The following is a 16,888-nucleotide window of genomic DNA, read 5'->3' on the forward strand; positions in this document are numbered from 1 at the left end:
ACACGAGCCTCGAACCCCCCGGGCCCGTGTCTTGGTGAGAAGCCTCCACCAGGGCGGTCAACATCCGATCAACGGCCGATCAAAGCAGGAAATAACCCTCGGCGATGAGCGGCCGGATGGCGTCGGGGTGCAGGATCTCGCCGTCGCCGACCAGCTCGGCGATGACGTTGAGCAGCGGGCCGAGCGCGAGGTCGCCGTCGCAGACGCCCGCCAGGGCCGCCTCGACGGTGCCGACCTCCCTGCTGCGGCGCAGGCCGTCCGTCTGGCGCAGCACGATGCGCATGGGGTCTTCCGCTCCGGGCAGGCCGATGCGCTCGTCCAGCAGGCCCGCCACGGTCCGCAGGTGCGCGGAGTCGAGGAAGCGCACCCGGTGGGCGGTCGCGATGGAGTCGAGCACATCGTCGACGTAGTCGCCGACGGGCAGCGTGACCTGGTGGGTGAGCTGCTCCACACGGACCACCGGGTCCAGGGTGCCCGCGTTGCGCATGGTGATCCAGCCGAAGCCGATGCCCCGCACCTTGTGCTCCTCGAACCAGCTCAGCCAGCGGTCGTAATGCGCGGTGTAGCCGGGGGTGCCCTGCACGGCGGCGTCCCTCAGCCACAGCTCGACGTATTCGGCCGGGTCCTGAACGTCCCGCTGGACCACCCAGGCGTCGCAGCCGGTCTCGCCGAGCCAGCCGCCCACGCGGTCGCGCCAGTCCTCGTCCTCGACGTGCAGCCAGTTGGCCAGGAAGTGGGCCTGGCCGCCCGGATTGAGGAAACGGGGGGTCTGTCGTACGAGGTCGCGGCAGAACGCGTCGCCGTCGGCGCCCGTCTCGCGATAGGTCAGCTCGCCGCCGGGCGAGACGACGAACGGCGGATTGGAGACGACGAGGTCGAACAGCTCCCCCTCGACCGGCTCGAACAGGGAGCCGGCGCGGGCGTCCACGCCCTCGATCCCGGACAGCCGCCAGCTCAGCCGGGCCAGCTCCAACGCGCGCGGGTTGAGGTCGGTGGCCACGATCTCATCGACGCGGTCCGCCAGGTGCAGCACCTGCACACCGCAGCCCGTACCGAGGTCGAGAGCCCGATGGGACGGGCGGCGGGAGACGAGCTGGGCCAGGTTGGCCGAGGCGCCGCCCGCCCCCACCACGTGGTCGGGGCGCAGGGCCGGGTCTCCGGGCCGCACCTTGCGATCGGAGACGACGTAGCCGCCGGTCTCCCAGGGCTGGAGGTGCACGGTGGCCCGTACGTGGTCACCGTCGGCGGCGACCAGGCCCGATCCGCGGGCCTCTTCGATAACCGCGGCCGGGAACCGCGCGGCCGGTACGGCGACGCCGAGCCACCAGAGCCGGATCAGAGCGGCCAGCGGATCGTCACCGACCGTGGCCCGCAGAGCCGGGACCAGCTCCTCGCGGGACAGGGCCGAGGCGGCCATGGCGCCCAGCCGGTCGCGGACGCCGTCAATCGTGTAGCCGGTCTCGAGGAGGTGATCGCGCAGTCGTTCCACGAGACCATCCTTTCACCGCAGAATCCCGCGCATGATCCGATACCTACAGTAATCATACTGTTACCGAAACGTCCAAGCCGTTTGCAAGCGGCGAACGATATCTCTAAGAAGACCAAAGCTCGGCGTTCGAAGAGGAGCGGATCCATGCAGATCCCTTGCCTGGCCTGCGAGTCCCGTTTCTGGCCCGACGACTACTTCCGCGCCTGCTCCGACTACAACCGCGGGCTCGACCTCGTCTCATGGACCTGCCCCAACTGCGGCAACCGCGACGACCTGCGCGTGCTGCCGGGAGAGCTGGGATTCGGCTACCCCTGCCGGGGCCGGTTCGACGTGCACGCCCGGGTGCGCGTGCCGGGGCTGCGCAGGCAGCGTGGCGACCTGCGGCTGGACATCTCGCTCGACACGGCCTGCTGGCGGGTGCTGTCCCGGATCAGGGCAGTATCTAGCGCTGGCGCAGGCTCTGCCAGGCGGCCTCACCGAGGCCTTTGATCTCCTCGTCCGTCGGCGTGTGGGCGCCGGCGAACCACAGGCGGCACATCTCCTGCGCCGGTCCGAGCCACAACACGTAGCACATGGTGGGGTGCACAGCCTGGAGCTGGCCGTTCTTCATGTGCGGCCGCCACCAGTCGGACACCTGGCGGAAGAAGGTCCGCCTGGCCTCCGCCACCTCGGCGCCGCCCGGCTCGGTCTTACGCGGCGGGCGCTCGCTGACCAGCAGCCTGGCCCGCTCCGGGTGCTCGCCGGCCCAGCGCATGTGGAGCGCGACGACGGCCTCGATGCCGTCGCGGGCCTCCTGGTGGTCGACCAGTTCGGCGAGGAAGGCCGCCTGGTAGACGGCCTGGATCTCGGCGTACAGGACGCCGAAGACGTGTTCCTTGCTGGCGAAGTGGTGGTAGAAGCTGCCGACGCTTACACCGCTCTCCTCGCGGAGGCTGGCCAGCGTGGTGGCCGACACCCCGTCCTGGCTGAATCGGCGCAGGGCACCTTCGATGATGCGGGTGCGCCCGTCGCGTCCGTTCTTGGCACTCTTCACACTGTCAATGGTGTAGCACCAGAACGTTGTTCCGCAAATACCGCTGCCTGTTGGATCATAGCGGTCACCGCGACCGACCCGGAAGTCACCTTCATCTGGGCGTCGGGCCAGAGCCTGCGGATCATCCGGAGCACCCGCCGGTTCTCGCCCAGCACGTCCATGCCGACCGTCTTCGCGCCCCGCACCGCTGCCCTGAACAGCAGCGTGTCGATCAGGTGCGGCCCGAGCCCCTTGCCCTGCCACTCGTCGGCGATCACGACGGCGATCTCGACGTCGGCTACACCGCCCCGGTAGCTCATGGCGTGGCCGATGATCTCGCCCTCCAGGGTCGCGACCAGGGCGTCCCTGCGCTCGTCCACGGCGATGAGCGCGCGCACCAGGCTGGTGGCCGGGGCGCCGAGCCCGGTGAAGAACCGCAGGCTCTGGGTGTGCAGCGACAAACGGGTGAGGAAGCACCGGATCCGCTCGTAGTCGTCGGGCCGGGCGGGTCGGATCTGAGTTCCGAGCATGAACTCAGCTTCCTCTCCTTCCTCTGGGTCTGTCAATTGAACTCAGGTATGATGTGACGCATGAAGTTGGCTTTCCAGGTGAACAACTGCTCCATCGAGCGCACCCTGGACATCGTTGGGGAGAAGTGGACCTTCCTCGTGCTGCGCGAGGCGTTCCGCGGGGTACGCAGGTTCGCCGACATGCAGGCGACCACCGGCGCGCCGCGGCAGGTGCTCAGCGCGCGGCTGACGCGACTGGTCGACGAGGGCCTGCTGCGCAAGGAGCCCTATCGCGAGCCCGGCCAGCGCCAGCGCGACGAATACCGGCTCACCGAGAAGGGGCTTGACCTCTATCCCCTGCTCGTGGCACTCATGCACTGGGGCGACAAATACCTCGCCGACGACGGCCCGCCCGTGGTGCTGACCCACCGCGACTGCGGGGGCCTCATCGAGCAGCACTTCCGCTGCGCCGAGGGGCACGAGGTCCCGGGGCCCCGCGAGGTGACGGCCCTGCCCGGCGCAGGCGCCGAGCTGAAGACCGCTTAGGCCCCGGGCTCAGGCGTCGCGCTGGAGGGCGCGCAGGCAGCGGCGGAAGTCGATCAGCGTCAGGAGCGCCGCCCCCGACAACAGCACCGCGACGGCCGTGGTGCGCACGATCAGGTACGTCTGGATCGTCTGGCTGAGCAGCAGCCAGAGGCTGAGCGAGGCGTTGCCGAGCTGCGCGCATCCCCACACGAGCGACTGCCTGGCGAAGAAGCGCCGCATCACCGGCCGCTCGATCACGTGCTCCGGCAGCGGCACCAGATCCTCCGCCACCCGTTGCGCCAGCGGCCTGCGTACCCGAGCCGTCGCCAGGAACCCGGCACTGGCGCAGAAGACGCCCAGGGTCGGCTGCAGGAAGAAGATCACCGCGCTCCCGGACAGCAGGGCCAGCACCGCCCTGACGGTGACCATGCCCGCGGCCAGCAGCACCGCCCCCGGCACGGCCCTGCGCCTGGCCAGCCGCCAGACCACCCCCGCGTACACCCAGGCCACGGCCACCACGATCCCGCCGGTGATCCCGGAAAGGATCATCCCGGCGTAGAAGACGGCGACGGGCAGGATCATGCCCTCGAGCACACGGGGCACGGCATGGCGCACCAGACGGCCGAACCGGGGCAGCTCGAACGCGGGCGCATCGGACGGCGCGGCAAGCACGGTCATATGGCTTTTGAGGCGCTCTCTGGAGGGGGGAGCTCAGGGGACGAATCCCGACCGTACGCGATGAAGTGGCTTTCGGTAAGAGTTTCGACCAGATTGCGATTAGGTCACTTTCCGGCAGACCGAGCCAGGTGAGGGAGCATCGGCCCGGGTGCCTAGGCTTGAGGGGTGTACCGGTTCCTGCTCACGCCCCGCTGGGTCGCGCTCCACATCGTGGTGCTGCTGGTGATCCCGGCCTTCGTGTTCCTGGGCCGGTGGCAGTTCGGACGGTTCGAGGAGCGGTCGGCCAACAGCTCGCAGGTCACCGCGAACCTGGCGGCCGATCCCGTGCCCCTCGGGAGCCTGACGAGCCAGGGGGTGAAGGAGTCGGACCGGTTCAAGGCGGTCACGGCGTCGGGGAGCTACGACGCGGCTCACGCGCTGGTGGTGCGCAGGCGGCCCCAGGAGGGCCAGCTGGGCTTCTACGTGCTGACCCCGTTGATCACCGGTCCGGGTAAGGCCGTGCTCGTCAATCGGGGATGGGTGAAGGCCGGCGCCACCGCCGACGCGCCCCCCGAGGTGCCTCCGCCGCCGACAGGTCAGGTAACTGTCACCGGAAGGCTACGTCTCGGCGAGACCGAGGAGACGGCCGGGATCAAGGACCGCGCCGGTCTGCCGGCCGGTCAGGTGCTGCTCATCGACCCCGGAAAAATAGGCAAGGCGCTCCCGTACCAGCTCGTGGGCGGTTACGTGGACCTGACGAAGCAGCAGCCGGAGGCGGCGGCCGCGCCCGTGCCGGTGCCCGCGCCCGACGTGGGCGCCGGAGGCGGCCTCAACCTCGCGTACGGCGTGCAGTGGTGGCTGTTCATCGGCGTGGCCGTCGGCGGCTGGTTCCTGCTCATCCGGCGCGAAGTGGCCGACAGGAAGGCCGAGGAGGACGCGCCGGTCCAGGAAGTCGGCGCGCCCAGCACTTAAGGTAGATCGGGTGATCCGCCACATTGAGTTCGCCAATATCCACAATTTCCGCGACGTAGGTGGATATCCCGCGAGGGACGGGCGGACCGTCCAGTGGCAGCGGCTCTATCGGGCCGACTCCCTCGGCTGGCTGGCGGGAGACGATCTCGTCACGTTCCAGTCCCTCAACGTGCGGACCGTCATCGACCTGCGCCATCCCTTCGAGGTGGAGAAGAACGGCCGGGTGCCCGAGTCCGCCGGGCTCGACTACCGCAACCTGCCCATCGAGGGCCGCCGCTGGGACCTCGTCGCCTACGACGACCGGCTGAACGTCGCGAGATACCTCGCCGACCGCTACCTCGAAGTGACCGAGGACGGCGTGCTCAACCTCCGCACGGCCGTCGAGACGATCTCCCGGTCCGGCAGCGCGCCCGTCGTCGTGCACTGCGCGGCGGGCAAGGACCGCACCGGCCTGCTCACCGCGCTCATCCTGAGCCTCGTGGGCGTGGCCGACGAGGACATCATCAACGACTACGCGCTGACGGGCCTGGCCACCGAGCGCTTCATCACGAGCTGGCAGCGCCGGAATCCGAACGTCGCCCGGTGGCCCGGTTTCGGGGTGGCGCCGGCCGAGGCGATGCGGTTGTTCCTCGCCGATCTGACCGCCCGGCACGGCTCGGTCGGCAACTACTGCACCGACGTCCTGCAGGTCGAAGCGGGGACCATTGAAGAACTCCAGAACAGTCTGCTCTCCGAGACTGATCCGATCTCCGCAGGGTAGACGGCACCGGGGTTCGCGGGGCAGCAACCCCGCAAAGCGGACCTCACGGCCCGGGGTCGCCACATCCCCCTCCCGGCGATCCCGGGTCCTCGGGCCGAGTGGATACCCAACGGAGACGTCGCAGCTTGTTCGACGTTATGCGACCGTCGTACGGTTACCTGCGTGACTACGCCGCTGCTTCCCGATCCGGATCCGAGGCGGCGCGACTATGTGATCATCTCCGCCGACGATCACCTGATCGAGCCGCCAAACCTCTTCGAGGGCCGGCTCGCGGAGAAATACGCCGAAGTCGCGCCCAAGGTCGTGGAGACGGAGGGCGGTCACCAAGTCTGGCGATACGGCGGCGCCACATATCCGTGTGCCGGGCTCGACGTGGGCGCCGGCCTGCCACGCGAGCAGTGGACGCTCGACCCGGTCAGGTTCGAGCACATGCGCCCCGGCTGCCACGACATCGAGGCCCGCATCGACGACATGGACCTGGCCGGCATCTGGGCGGCGCTCTGCTTCCCGGGCATGCTGGCCGGCCAGGCGGGCATGCCGTTCGCCAGGACCCGCGACCAGGAGCTCGGCCTGGCCCTGGTCAAGGCGTGGAACGACTGGCACATCGATGTCTGGGCGGGCACCTACCCCGAGCGCATGATCGGCCTGCAACTGCCCTGGCTGCCCGATCCCGACCTCGCCGCCAAGGAGATCAGGGCCAACGCGGCCCGTGGCTTCAAGGCCGTGGTCTTCCCCGAGTTCCCGACGCGGCTGCGGCTGCCGTCGATCCACGGCGGCCACTGGGACCCGTTCTTCGCGGCGTGCGAGGAGACCGGGACCGTCGTCTGCCTGCACACCGGGGGCTCCAGCTGGTCGCCGGTGCCCTCGCCCGACACGCCCATCGAGGCGATCACCACGCTGATGCCGACCAGCGCGATGTTCGCCTGCGCCGACTGGCTCTGGTCGGGACTCCCGCTGCGCTTCCCCAACCTGCGCATCCTCATCGTCGAGGGCGGCGTGGCCTGGCTGCCGATGCTGGCCGCGCGGGCCGACTACGCGCTCGACCACCCCGTGGCGGGCGAGGCGCAGTGGGACGGCGGCCTCAAGCCCAGCGAGGTCCTGCGCCGCAACTTCTTCTTCGGCACCCTCGACGACCAGGCCCTGTCGGGAGTACGCCTGGCGGTCGGCCTCGACCACGTGCTGCAGGAGAGCGGCTACCCGCACTCCGACTCGACCTGGCCCGACACCCAGCAGGCGGTGGCCCAGAACCTTGGCACGCTCCCGCCCGCCGACATCGCCAGGGTCGCCTACGGCAACGCGGCCCGGTTGTTCGGCCACCCGCTGCCGTCACGTGCCTGGCTCCGGATGGAGGAGATCTAGCCGTCGAGCTTGCCCTGGACCCTTCCCTGGATGACCTCGCGCTCCCAGTCCACGTAGCGCCCGCTCTCGCCGAGCAGCGAGGAGAGCAGCCAGAGGAAGACCCCGAAGTCGTCCACGACTCCGATGAGCACGAGGAAGTCCGGCACCAGGTCGATCGGCGAGATCATGTAGACCACGCCGAAGCCCATCAGCGCCAGCTTGCTCTTGCCCATGCCCGCGTACTGGCCGCGCATCACGGCGCCGATCATCCGCGGGATCGCGCGTAATCTGGCCATCAAGCCCGGCGTGCCGGGCTTGCTCACTTCGCGATACGTACGCCAGGCCGCTGCAGCCCGTCCTGCCTTAGCCATCATGTCGCTCTCCTACCCTCGCCTCTCACGACATAACGCGTCATCGTCGGGGCCGAGTTCCCGGCGATCAGCGTACGGCGGCGTGCTCGAACGGCCGGGCGGCCTCGATCTGCGCCGCGATCCTGACCAACAGGTCCTCCCGCCCGGCCGCGGCCACCAGTTGGACGCCCACCGGCAGACCCGCCGCGGTCCTGTGCAGCGGCAGCGAGATCGAGGGCTGACCCGTCGCGTTGACCGGCGCGGTGTAGGCCACGGCGTGCGCGGTCCTGCCGAACGCGGTGCTCAGGTCGTCCGGCGGGATCCACCCGAGCGCGAACGGCTCGACGCCGAGCGACGGCATCAGCAGCAGGTCGTACCCCGACCGCCACCACGCGGCCATCCGCCTGCGGAAGCCGTCGATCCACTGGGTGGCCAGGATGTGGTCGGCGGCGCTGTGCCCGCGCCCGGCGCCGACCATGGCGGCGTTGCGCGGCTCCAGCTCTTCCAGCTCGACCGGCTTGCCGCGCCAGACGCCGACGTTCTCGATCTCCGCGGCCAGGTTGTCCGACACGATCGCGCCGAAGCGGGCGGGGAAGCCGGGGTCGCCGAGCGCCTCGGGACAGCCGGGTGCCACGTCGTGGCCGAGCGCCTCCAGGAGGGCGGCGGCCACGTTGACCGCCTCGGTCAGCTCGGGCGGCGCCGGCACGTCGCCTCTGGGGTGCGTGGAGACGAAGCCGACGTGCAGCCGTCCCGGGTCCGCGCCGACCTCCTCGGCGAGCGGCCTCGGCAGGCGTGGGGCGTCGTAGGGGTCACCCTGCACATAGCCGGACACGAGGTCGAGCGCCGCCGCGGTGTCGCGCACGCTCCTGCTGACGAATCCCTGGCACGAGAAGCCGCTCCACCCCTCTCCGGCCCCTGGTCCCACGCTGGAGCGCCCGCGCGTCGGTTTGAGCCCCACCAGCCCGCACAGGGACGCGGGGATGCGGATCGAGCCGCCGCCGTCACTGGCCGTGGCGAGCGCGACCATCCCGGCCGCGACCGCCGCCGCCGACCCGCCGCTCGACCCGCCCGCGGAGTAGCCCGGGTCGTAGGGGTTCCGCGTGGGGCCGAACGCGACGGGCTCGGTGGTGATCGTGCTGCCGAACTCGGGAGTGTTGGTACGCCCCAGCACCACGAACCCCGCGGCCCGCAGCCTGGCCGTGCCGTACCCGTCCTCCTTGACCACGACGCCGTCGAGCGTCCGCGAACCCGCGCTGTACGGCTCGCCCGCCTGGGGCCAGCCCAGGTCCTTCAGCAGGATGGGCACGCCGCGGAAGGGCGCGTCGGCCGGGATGGCGTCGAGCTCGGCCAGCGCCCGCTCGAACCTCGGGCGGATCACCGCGTTCAGCTCGCCGTCGTGCGCCTCCATCTTGGCGATCGCCGCCTCGACCAGCTCGCGCGGGGACACCTGCCCGTCGCGGACGGCCCTGGCCTGCTCGGTCGCGTCCCACCTGAGTGCGTCGTCCACCGCATCCTCCTGAGTCAGGCCGTGGGGGCCAGGTCACGGACTGCCTGCGTGATGGTCACCTCGCCGCCCGGGATGGGCGCGAGCACGGGTGTGTCGAGGCCGTTGTCCACGTACTCCTGGATCCTGGCCCGGCAGGTCGCCGCGTCGCCGTGGATGACCAGCGCGTCGACCACCTCGTCCGGGATCGACTTGAGCGCGGCCTGCCGGTCGCCGGCCGCCCACGCCTCGTGCATCGGCCGCAGCACCTCGCCTCGGCCGAGCCAGTCGTGGAAGGCGGCGTAGGCCGGCACGGTGAGGTAGGCGGCGAGCATCCAGCGGGCCAGCGCGCGTACCTTGTCGGTGTCCTCGCTCACGCAGACGAACAGGCGGGCGATCAGCTCGGTGTCGCCGATCTCGGCCCGCACCTTCCGCACGTCGTCGGGCGAGAGCCAGTTGGTGATCGCGCCGTCCGCCTCCTCGGCGGCCAGGTGCAGCATCCGGGGCCGCAGCGCCGCCAGCACGACCTTCGGCGGGATCTTCGGCGCCCGCTCCAGCTTGAACCCCTTGATCTCGAACGTCTCGTACCGCTCCGACACCTTCTCGCCCGTCAGCGCCGCCTTGAGGAAGCGCAGGGTGTCACGGGTACGCGCGTACGGCTTGGCGAACTCGACCGCGTTCCAGCGCTCCACGATCGCCGGGGAGGAGGAGCCGATGCCGAGCACGAACCGGCCGGGCGCCAGGTCGGCCAGCGTGGCGGCCTGCATCGCGAGCAGCGCCGGGCCACGCGTGAACACGGGCACGATGGCGCTGCCGAGCCGGATCCCCGGCGCCCACTGCGCGGCCATGGCCAGCGGCACGAACCCGTCGACGCCGTTGACCTCAGCCGACCACGCATCGGTGTAGCCGAGGGCGGGCAGCTCCGCGATCAGCTCCTGCGAGTCCGCCAGTGAACGGTCGTTGAACGGGATCGTCATGCCCCAGTTCTGAGTCATCGCGGCCTCCAGCGGGGTCGGGCGTCAATGTCGGGCGTCAACAGGGCGACCATACCAACCGGCTGGTATGTAGTCGCGGCCCTGACCGTTCCGGGCTTGCCGGGTCAGGCGCGCAGCTCGTGGACCGCCGCGATGAAGTCCTTCGTGATCCCCCGCAGCCCCGGCAGATGCGACAGGCCGACGAGCCGGTCCACCAGCGGGACCGTCACGTCGATCAGGCGATGGGTACGGACGCAGCCGGGAGAGGTGTCGTGCACCCAGAACAGCACCATGCCCATCGACAGCAGCCACAGCAGCTCCGGCAGCTCTTCGCGCAGCTCGGAGTTCATGCGGTCACGCGCCCCCTCGACCACCTGCCGGTAGATCGCGATCGACGCCTCACGGGCCGGCGAGGACTGGGCGCTGAACGGGCTCAGCGGGTTCGTGGGCTCGGCGGCATGCTTGAAGAACTTCACCGCGAACTCGTGATAGGGCTCCGAGACCCGCACCCACTCCCGCAGCACCCCACTCAGCCTGGCGGCGAACGACGACTCCGTGGCCAGCAGGTCACGGCAGGCCGCCTCGTGCTCGGCCTGGGCGCGGTCGTAGTAGGCCTGTATCAACGCCTCCTTGCCCTCGAAGTAGTAGTAGGCGTTACCGACGGATACACCGGCCTCGGCCGCGATGGCCCGCATCGTCGTCGCATCGAAGCCGCGCTCCCGGAACAGCCGCAAAGCCGTCTCGACGATGACTTCCCGCGTGCTCTCCGGTCCTCGGTTTCGGGCTTCGGACACGTTCGTCACTTTACGTGGTAGTAGTGCGCTAGGTCAGGAAAGATCACGGTGATCCCCACCTCACGGCAAAAATCCCGGTGCGACAGGGGTTAGCTCGTGCGAACCATGGGATTGATGTTTCTGGCGGAAGGGCTATTCCGCGAAAAGGCATCGACATGTGGATACGTGGAACAGTACGGCTGCTAGCGGTCGTATTCCTCAACATTGAGATCTCCATAATCGCGCTGGCGTCGGCCGCTTCCGCCGCTTCGCAAGCACCCGACCGGGGGCAGCGGCAGACACCATCACCGATCACTCGGTCCTACCACATCGGGGGGACGATCGAGGCGCGCCGCTGGCACCCTTCGGTGGATCCGGCCAATTTCGGCTCGAGACCCGCCCTGAACGACGGGGGCCCCTCCGCCCACGGCCAGAAGTCCGTCGGACGCGACCCTGACACGACCGCGCGCGGCCCGGCGACAGCCGGCCGCGACTCGGAGCCGACCGTGACCGGCCCGGAACCGATCGCGTTCGGCCCCGTCACGCACAAGAACGGCCCGGCAACGGCCGCGAACGCGCCGGAGACGGCTGTGGGCGCGCCGGAGACGCCCGTACGCGGCTCGGAGGCCGCTGTCCGTGACCGGGACGCGACGAACCCGCCGACGGAGTCACAGGGCCTCGCGCTCGCCGCTCAGCGACCCGACACACCGGCCAAGCCGCTCACAGACGCGGCGAAGCGCCGGACCTCGGTGCGGTACTCCAGCATCGCCGCCAGGCTAAAACTCGACCCCGAAACCATGCGAAAACCCGGAAACACCACCACACGAAAGACCGATACGGCCACCCCGCGAAAGGCCGATACGGCCACCCAGCGGAAGCGGGGCACGGCCACCACACGGAAGCTCGGCACCGCCGCCGGCAAGCACCAGCGGAGCACTCAAAGGACCGCCGGGGTGGATCTCACCCGCGTCAAGCCGAGGGCCGCGACCGTGCACCTGTCCCACGCACTCGCCGCCGACTGGCTCCGGGACGAGGGCCTGCATACGAAGTCCTCGGGCCACTGCACGAACCGGAACCTGTTCCACTGCACATCCCTGGAAGACGTCCGCACCTCGACCATCACGCGGGTGATCGAGCTCAAGCGCCAGAGCGGCTGCCCCATCATGGTCACCGGCGGCACAGAGACGGGCCACGCCCCGGGCCGCTTCAGCCACGGCAAGGGCTACAAGCTCGACATCACTCACAACTCATGCATCGACCGCTACATATCCAAAAAACACGAAAAATCCGGCACTCGCGGCGACGGCGCCGCCCTCTACCGATCGCCCGCAGGCACGGTCTTCGCCGACGAGACAGACCACTGGGACATCCTGTTCCGGTAACACTCAGTCGCTTACCAGGTGGCCAACGAACCGGCCACGACACCGGCCGGCGTCCGCGGCGTAACGGCGGCGCGTCCGCCCACCTGGTAAGCGTCACCCTGGACAGACGTCCGCCCACGTCGGCGGATGGCGGCCCACCGTGCCGTGCCGTAAAAAAGACTCTTTCTCGAGATCCCCCGCCCGTGGCGAAGAAAGCAGCGCGCCGCACAGGAACGTGCGACGCGCCGCGTACAGAGCTCCGTACTGCTACAGCTCGGTGGCCACCAGTTCGGCGATCTCGGCGGCGTTCAGCGCCGCCCCCTTGCGCAGGTTGTCGCCGCACACGAACAAATCCAGCGTGTTCGGGAAGTCGATCGCCTGCCGGACCCGCCCGACGTACGTCGGGTCGGTGCCCACGACATCCACCGGCGTCGGGAACACCCCGTTGGCCGGGTCGTCCATCAGCACCACCGTCGGCGCCGCCTCCAGCACCCGGTGCGCGTCCGCCACCGTGATGTCGCGCTCGAACCGCGCGTGCACCGCCAGCGAATGCGTGGTGATCACCGGCACCCGGACGCAGGTCGCGGAGACCTTCAGGTCGGGGATGCCGAGGATCTTGCGCGACTCGTTGCGCAGCTTGAGCTCCTCGGACGCCCAGCCGCCCTCCTTGTACGAGCCCGCCCACGGCACCACGTTGAACGCGACCGGCGCCGGGAACGGCGACTCCTCGGGCAGCCTGTTGGCCAGCACCTTGCGCACGTCGCCCGCCACCTGGCCGATCGACCGGTCACCGGCGAGCGCCTCGACCTCGTCGTACAGCCGCGCGGAACCCGCCACGCCCGCGCCGGAAACCGCCTGGTAGGAGGCGACGACGAGCTCCTTGAGCACGTATTCGGCGTGCAGCGCGCCCATGGCCGCCATCATCGACAGCGTGGTGCAGTTGGGCGTCGAGATGATGTTGCGCGGCCGCAGTTGGGCGTCGAGCGGGTTGACCTCCGGCACGACCAGCGGGACGTCGGGCTCCATGCGGAACGTGCCCGACTTGTCGATCGCGATGGCGCCACGCTCGGCCGCGATCGGCACCCACACGGCCGACACCTCGTCGGGCACGTCGAAGATGGCGATGTCGATGCCGTCGAACACCTCGGGCGCCAGCGCCTGCACCACGACGTCCTCGCCACGCACCTTGAGCAGCTTGCCCGCCGAGCGCGCGGAGGCGACGAGGCGTACTTCGCCCCAGATGTCGGCGCGGGTGGAGACGAGGTCGCGCATGACGGTGCCGACGGCCCCGGTCGCGCCGATCAACGCCAGATTGGGCCTGCTCATCGTCCTGAACCTCCGTACACCACTGCTGAGACCTGGTCCGCGTCTAGATCGAAGGCGCGGTGAGCGGCCGCCACGGCCGCGTCGACGCCATCCTGCTCGACGATCACCGAGATGCGGATCTCCGAGGTGGAGATCATCTCGATGTTGACCCCCGCGTCGGCGAGGGCCGCGAAGAACGTCGCCGTGACGCCCGGGTGCGAGCGCATGCCCGCCCCGATCAGCGACACCTTCCCGATCTGGTCGTCGAAGAGCAGCGACTCATAGGCGATGTCGCCCTGAATCCTCTTCAACGCCGTCAGCGCCGTCGAGCTGTCGGTCGTGGGCAGCGTGAAGGAGATGTCGGTGCGGCCCGTGGCCGCGGCCGAGACGTTCTGCACGATCATGTCAATGTTGATCCCGGCGTCCGCCAGAGTTTTGAAGATCGCGGCAGCCTCGCCGACCTTGTCGGGCACCCCGACAACGGTGATCTTGGCCTCGCTCCGGTCGTGCGCGACGCCGGAGATGATCGGCTGCTCCATCTCGGTTCCTTCGGTGTAAGGATCGGAAACGACCCACGTGCCTTCTTTGGTGCTGAACGAACTGCGTACGTGGATCGGCAGATTGAAGCGCCGAGCGTACTCGACGCAGCGCAGGTGCAGGATCTTCGCACCGCAGGCGGCCATCTCCATCATCTCGTCATAGGAGATCTTGGGGATCTGCCGTGCCGCGCGCACGATGCGGGGGTCGGCGGTGAAGATGCCGTCGACGTCGGTGTAGATCTCGCAGACATCCGCGTCCAGCGCGGCGGCCAGCGCCACGGCGGTCGTGTCGGAGCCGCCGCGGCCCAGCGTGGTGATGTCCTTGGTGTCCTGCGAGACGCCCTGGAACCCGGCCACGATCGCGATGTGGCCCCGGTCGAGCGCTTCACGGATGCGGCTCGGCGTCACGTCGATGATGCGCGCCTTGCCGTGCGTGGAGTCGGTGATCACACCCGCCTGCGAGCCGGTGAACGAGCGGGCCTCGTGCCCCAGGTTGGCGATCGCCATCGCCAGCAGGGCCATCGAGATGCGCTCGCCGGAGGTCAGCAGCATGTCGAGCTCGCGGCCCGGAGGCAGCGGCGACACCTGCTCCGCCAGATCGAGCAGCTCGTCCGTCGTGTCGCCCATCGCGGAGACGATCACGACCACGTCGTTGCCGGCTTTTTTCGTCGCCACGATCCGCTGCGCGACCCGCTTGATGCAGGACGCGTCGGCGACGGATGAACCACCGTACTTTTGCACAACGAGCGCCACGAGAGTCTCCCGGTTCGGACTGTGAGCTGCCAGTCTACTGGGGGCCTCTCATGGGCCTAATGGTTCATACCACTATGTGGACGATCACACCGTCGTGGTTTCCTCCGCCACGTCGAGCCGCGAGTGGGCCGCCAATGCCTGAAGTGCGCGCATGGCCGCGCCCGCGTGGTTGCCCCAAGTGTTGAAGTAGGAGTATTGCCACCACCACAACGCCTCGTGCGGCCGCCCCGCCTGGAAGTGGCGCAGACCGTGGATGAGGTCGGCCGCCACCGCCGTCAGGTCGTCGGAGAGCCGGTACGGCGTGACGCCCGTGTCCTTGTACGGGTCGAACACCTCGGCATAGTCGTCGACCGCCTCCAGCAACTCCGACAACGCGGTGCGCACGCCGTCGATGTCGGGATCCGCGCTCAGCGGCGGTTCGTAGTTGCCCGAGAGGATCACATCCTCGTTGGCGCCGAGCTTGGCGCCCGCGAGGCTCACCTGCGCCACCTCGACCAGCAACAGCGACCACATGGCGTCACCGCCCTCGCCGCTGGCGACCCTGGTCAGGCCGTCCAAATAGTTCTGCGCGTGGCCGGCTATCTCCTCCGCCAGCGCGCTCCACTGGTCAGACATCCAGCAGCCTCCGTCCTTCGAATGCGCGGCCCAAGGTCACCTCGTCGGCGTACTCGAGGTCACCGCCCACAGGCAGACCGCTGGCCAGTCGTGTCACTTTCAGACCCATCGGCTTGACCAGACGGGCAAGGTAGGTAGCCGTCGCCTCCCCTTCGAGATTGGGGTCCGTGGCGATGATGAGCTCCGTGACCCGGCCGTCGGCCAGGCGCGTCATGAGGTCACGGATGCGCAGATCGTCGGGGCCGATGCCGTCGATCGGGCTGATCGCGCCGCCGAGCACGTGATAGGTCCCGCGGAACTCGCGCGTCTTCTCGATCGCGACGACGTCCTTGGACTCCTCGACCACGCAGATCACATGAGTGTCCCGGCGCGGGTCGCGGCAGATGCGGCACTCCTCCTCGGCGGCCACGTTGCCGCACACCCGGCAGAACCTGACCTTCTCCTTGACCTCAAGCAGCGCGTGGGCCAGCCGCTTCACATCGGCCGGGTCGGCCGCCAGCAGGTGGAACGCGATCCGCTGCGCGCTCTTGGGACCGACGCCGGGCAGCATGCCGAGCTCATCGATCAGGTTCTGGACGACCCCTTCGTACATGGCCTAGAACCCTGGCAACTGTCCGAGACCGCCGCCGCCGAGCCCCTGGGCCAGCGGGCCCAGTTTCTCCTGCTGCAGGTCGGCCGCCGCGCGCACCGCGTCGCGTACCGCGGCGATCACCAGGTCGGCGATCGTGTCGGCCGTGTCCTGCGGGTCGTCGGCGTCGATCACGCTTGGGTCGATCTTCAGTTCGAGCAGCTCTCCCGAGCCGTTGACAACGGCCGTGACCATGCCGCCGCCGGCCGAGCCCTCGATCTGCGCGTCGTTGAGCTCCTGCTGGGCGCTCACAAGCTGCTGCTGCATGAGCTGTGCCTGCTCCAGCAGCTGCTGCAGGTTGACATCCCCTGGGTTCACCGTCGTGCGCTCCTCGTGGCTCCGCGTTCTTGACTGCCACGAGCCTACGGTGTTTGGGCCTCGTCATGTACTGGAGGGATGCCCGTGTTTCGCCTTGGCCGGATCCCGGCCCCCCTCCAGTGTCCGAGACCCGGCCAACACGCCGGCCGGAGCGGCCGCACCACGCCGACGCGTTGCCGCACGCTAGCCGCGACAACGTTGCACACACGTTGCGTTCATTCAATCACCCTTTGCAATCCCCCTTTGCAATCCCACCGAACCGGTTGCGCCCGACAACCGCGAAGCGGATGCTCACCGTAAGTAATTGACTACTTGGGGTGTCCGATGCGTTGCACACATCTAGACGCGTACTCCCGCCGGTCTTGCGGGGTGCACGAAGCGGCGGTTACGGGAGAGGCCGCGCCCGGGGAAGCACGCGGACTGCCCTCTGCCTCCAGGCGGGGGTTCACAGGCGCGGGGATCGAGCCGGAAACCACCCTCCTCCCCCGCGACGTCACGGACAGCCCCGACGCACCCGAGCCACATCC

19 protein-coding genes are annotated in these 16,888 nt (G+C 69.3%); 6 read left to right on the forward strand and 13 right to left on the reverse strand.

Translation table 11 applies throughout. The features are described 5' to 3' along the window. Nucleotides 1-79 precede the first annotated feature (79 nt). Nucleotides 80-1,489: a class I SAM-dependent methyltransferase gene (locus KLK06_RS10065; RefSeq protein WP_214635079.1), complete on the reverse strand. Its 1,410-nt coding sequence runs from the start codon at nucleotides 1,487-1,489 to the stop codon at nucleotides 80-82. A gap of 144 nt (nucleotides 1,490-1,633) precedes the next feature. On the opposite strand from KLK06_RS10065, the gene KLK06_RS10070 reads away from it, so the two are divergent. Beyond that, nucleotides 1,634-1,978 carry a hypothetical protein gene (locus KLK06_RS10070; protein ID WP_214635080.1) on the forward strand — a complete coding sequence of 115 codons (345 nt, stop codon included), beginning with the start codon at nucleotides 1,634-1,636 and terminating at the stop codon, nucleotides 1,976-1,978. Here the strand turns inward: KLK06_RS10070 and KLK06_RS10075 are convergent. Both KLK06_RS10075 and KLK06_RS10080 read right to left on the reverse strand, forming a co-directional pair. Continuing rightward, the gene (locus KLK06_RS10075) at nucleotides 1,932-2,522 is read right to left on the reverse strand and encodes a TetR/AcrR family transcriptional regulator (protein ID WP_214635081.1); all 591 of its coding nucleotides are present in this window, start codon (nucleotides 2,520-2,522) and stop codon (nucleotides 1,932-1,934) included. The genes KLK06_RS10070 and KLK06_RS10075 overlap by 47 nt on opposite strands. Then, complete coding sequence (locus KLK06_RS10080) at nucleotides 2,519-3,031, reverse strand: GNAT family N-acetyltransferase (RefSeq protein WP_214635082.1); 513 nt, start codon at nucleotides 3,029-3,031, stop codon at nucleotides 2,519-2,521. The genes KLK06_RS10075 and KLK06_RS10080 overlap by 4 nt, the downstream gene beginning before the upstream one ends. A gap of 60 nt (nucleotides 3,032-3,091) precedes the next feature. Here KLK06_RS10080 and KLK06_RS10085 point away from each other — a divergent pair, with 60 nt between their 5' ends. Further along, nucleotides 3,092-3,556 carry a helix-turn-helix domain-containing protein gene (locus KLK06_RS10085; RefSeq protein ID WP_214635083.1) on the forward strand — a complete coding sequence of 155 codons (465 nt, stop codon included), beginning with the start codon at nucleotides 3,092-3,094 and terminating at the stop codon, nucleotides 3,554-3,556. A 9-nt stretch (nucleotides 3,557-3,565) separates the two neighbouring features. Here the strand turns inward: KLK06_RS10085 and KLK06_RS10090 are convergent, their stop codons facing one another. Then, the gene (locus KLK06_RS10090) at nucleotides 3,566-4,213 is read right to left on the reverse strand and encodes a VC0807 family protein (protein WP_214635084.1); all 648 of its coding nucleotides are present in this window, start codon (nucleotides 4,211-4,213) and stop codon (nucleotides 3,566-3,568) included. 165 nt (nucleotides 4,214-4,378) lie between these two features. On the opposite strand from KLK06_RS10090, the gene KLK06_RS10095 reads away from it, so the two are divergent. From KLK06_RS10095 to KLK06_RS10105, 3 genes are all read left to right on the forward strand, one after another. Continuing rightward, nucleotides 4,379-5,164 carry an SURF1 family protein gene (locus KLK06_RS10095; RefSeq protein ID WP_214635085.1) on the forward strand — a complete coding sequence of 262 codons (786 nt, stop codon included), beginning with the start codon at nucleotides 4,379-4,381 and terminating at the stop codon, nucleotides 5,162-5,164. A 10-nt stretch (nucleotides 5,165-5,174) separates the two neighbouring features. Then, the gene (locus tag KLK06_RS10100; protein ID WP_214635086.1) at nucleotides 5,175-5,924 is read left to right on the forward strand and encodes a tyrosine-protein phosphatase; all 750 of its coding nucleotides are present in this window, start codon (nucleotides 5,175-5,177) and stop codon (nucleotides 5,922-5,924) included. Nucleotides 5,925-6,086: 162 nt separating this feature from the next. Further along, nucleotides 6,087-7,283: an amidohydrolase family protein gene (locus tag KLK06_RS10105; RefSeq protein WP_214635087.1), complete on the forward strand. Its 1,197-nt coding sequence runs from the start codon at nucleotides 6,087-6,089 to the stop codon at nucleotides 7,281-7,283. Here KLK06_RS10105 and KLK06_RS10110 read toward each other — a convergent pair. From KLK06_RS10110 to KLK06_RS10125, 4 genes are all read right to left on the reverse strand, one after another. Next, nucleotides 7,280-7,636 carry a YkvA family protein gene (locus tag KLK06_RS10110; RefSeq protein ID WP_250905167.1) on the reverse strand — a complete coding sequence of 119 codons (357 nt, stop codon included), beginning with the start codon at nucleotides 7,634-7,636 and terminating at the stop codon, nucleotides 7,280-7,282. The two genes, KLK06_RS10105 and KLK06_RS10110, sit on opposite strands and share 4 nt — an antisense overlap. Before the next feature lie 64 nt (nucleotides 7,637-7,700). Continuing rightward, the gene (locus KLK06_RS10115) at nucleotides 7,701-9,119 is read right to left on the reverse strand and encodes an amidase (protein ID WP_214635088.1); all 1,419 of its coding nucleotides are present in this window, start codon (nucleotides 9,117-9,119) and stop codon (nucleotides 7,701-7,703) included. Between the two features lie 14 nt (nucleotides 9,120-9,133). Further along, nucleotides 9,134-10,090 carry an LLM class F420-dependent oxidoreductase gene (locus tag KLK06_RS10120; protein ID WP_214635089.1) on the reverse strand — a complete coding sequence of 319 codons (957 nt, stop codon included), beginning with the start codon at nucleotides 10,088-10,090 and terminating at the stop codon, nucleotides 9,134-9,136. Nucleotides 10,091-10,194: 104 nt separating this feature from the next. Continuing rightward, nucleotides 10,195-10,863, reverse strand: coding sequence for a TetR/AcrR family transcriptional regulator (locus KLK06_RS10125; RefSeq protein ID WP_214635090.1), 669 nt, complete (start codon nucleotides 10,861-10,863; stop codon nucleotides 10,195-10,197). A gap of 485 nt (nucleotides 10,864-11,348) precedes the next feature. Between KLK06_RS10125 and KLK06_RS10130 the strand changes: the two genes are divergently transcribed. Next, nucleotides 11,349-12,224, forward strand: coding sequence for a hypothetical protein (locus tag KLK06_RS10130; RefSeq protein ID WP_214635091.1), 876 nt, complete (start codon nucleotides 11,349-11,351; stop codon nucleotides 12,222-12,224). A 246-nt stretch (nucleotides 12,225-12,470) separates the two neighbouring features. Here KLK06_RS10130 and KLK06_RS10135 read toward each other — a convergent pair whose 3' ends face one another. The 5 genes from KLK06_RS10135 to KLK06_RS10155 form a co-directional block, all read right to left on the reverse strand. Next, complete coding sequence (locus KLK06_RS10135; protein WP_214635092.1) at nucleotides 12,471-13,529, reverse strand: aspartate-semialdehyde dehydrogenase; 1,059 nt, start codon at nucleotides 13,527-13,529, stop codon at nucleotides 12,471-12,473. Continuing rightward, nucleotides 13,526-14,800: an aspartate kinase gene (locus KLK06_RS10140; protein ID WP_214635093.1), complete on the reverse strand. Its 1,275-nt coding sequence runs from the start codon at nucleotides 14,798-14,800 to the stop codon at nucleotides 13,526-13,528. Before KLK06_RS10140 ends, KLK06_RS10135 begins: the two co-directional genes overlap by 4 nt. Nucleotides 14,801-14,884: 84 nt before the next feature. Continuing rightward, the gene (locus KLK06_RS10145; RefSeq protein WP_214635094.1) at nucleotides 14,885-15,415 is read right to left on the reverse strand and encodes a DUF5063 domain-containing protein; all 531 of its coding nucleotides are present in this window, start codon (nucleotides 15,413-15,415) and stop codon (nucleotides 14,885-14,887) included. Further along, nucleotides 15,408-16,007 carry a recombination mediator RecR gene (gene recR, locus KLK06_RS10150; protein ID WP_214635095.1) on the reverse strand — a complete coding sequence of 200 codons (600 nt, stop codon included), beginning with the start codon at nucleotides 16,005-16,007 and terminating at the stop codon, nucleotides 15,408-15,410. The genes KLK06_RS10145 and recR overlap by 8 nt, the downstream gene beginning before the upstream one ends. A 3-nt stretch (nucleotides 16,008-16,010) precedes the next feature. Next, entirely contained in the window at nucleotides 16,011-16,361 is a 351-nt protein-coding gene (locus KLK06_RS10155) for a YbaB/EbfC family nucleoid-associated protein (protein WP_214635096.1), read from the reverse strand. Nucleotides 16,362-16,888: the final 527 nt, after the last annotated feature.

The sequence above is a fragment of the Nonomuraea sp. NEAU-A123 genome (genome assembly GCF_018603905.1).
In the GTDB taxonomy this organism is placed as follows: domain Bacteria; phylum Actinomycetota; class Actinomycetes; order Streptosporangiales; family Streptosporangiaceae; genus Nonomuraea.

What these genes read in the sequence shown, in the direction of transcription:
- recR (WP_214635095.1), bottom strand. Translation starts at nt 16,007, where the DNA reads ATGTACGAAGGGGTCGTCCAGAACCTGATCGATGAGCTCGGCATGCTG.
- KLK06_RS10135 (WP_214635092.1), bottom strand. Translation starts at nt 13,529, where the DNA reads ATGAGCAGGCCCAATCTGGCGTTGATCGGCGCGACCGGGGCCGTCGGC.
- KLK06_RS10090 (WP_214635084.1), bottom strand. Translation starts at nt 4,213, where the DNA reads ATGACCGTGCTTGCCGCGCCGTCCGATGCGCCCGCGTTCGAGCTGCCC.
- KLK06_RS10070 (WP_214635080.1), top strand. Translation starts at nt 1,634, where the DNA reads ATGCAGATCCCTTGCCTGGCCTGCGAGTCCCGTTTCTGGCCCGACGAC.
- KLK06_RS10085 (WP_214635083.1), top strand. Translation starts at nt 3,092, where the DNA reads ATGAAGTTGGCTTTCCAGGTGAACAACTGCTCCATCGAGCGCACCCTG.
- KLK06_RS10080 (WP_214635082.1), bottom strand. Translation starts at nt 3,031, where the DNA reads ATGCTCGGAACTCAGATCCGACCCGCCCGGCCCGACGACTACGAGCGG.
- KLK06_RS10110 (WP_250905167.1), bottom strand. Translation starts at nt 7,636, where the DNA reads ATGATGGCTAAGGCAGGACGGGCTGCAGCGGCCTGGCGTACGTATCGC.
- KLK06_RS10145 (WP_214635094.1), bottom strand. Translation starts at nt 15,415, where the DNA reads ATGTCTGACCAGTGGAGCGCGCTGGCGGAGGAGATAGCCGGCCACGCG.
- KLK06_RS10120 (WP_214635089.1), bottom strand. Translation starts at nt 10,090, where the DNA reads ATGACTCAGAACTGGGGCATGACGATCCCGTTCAACGACCGTTCACTG.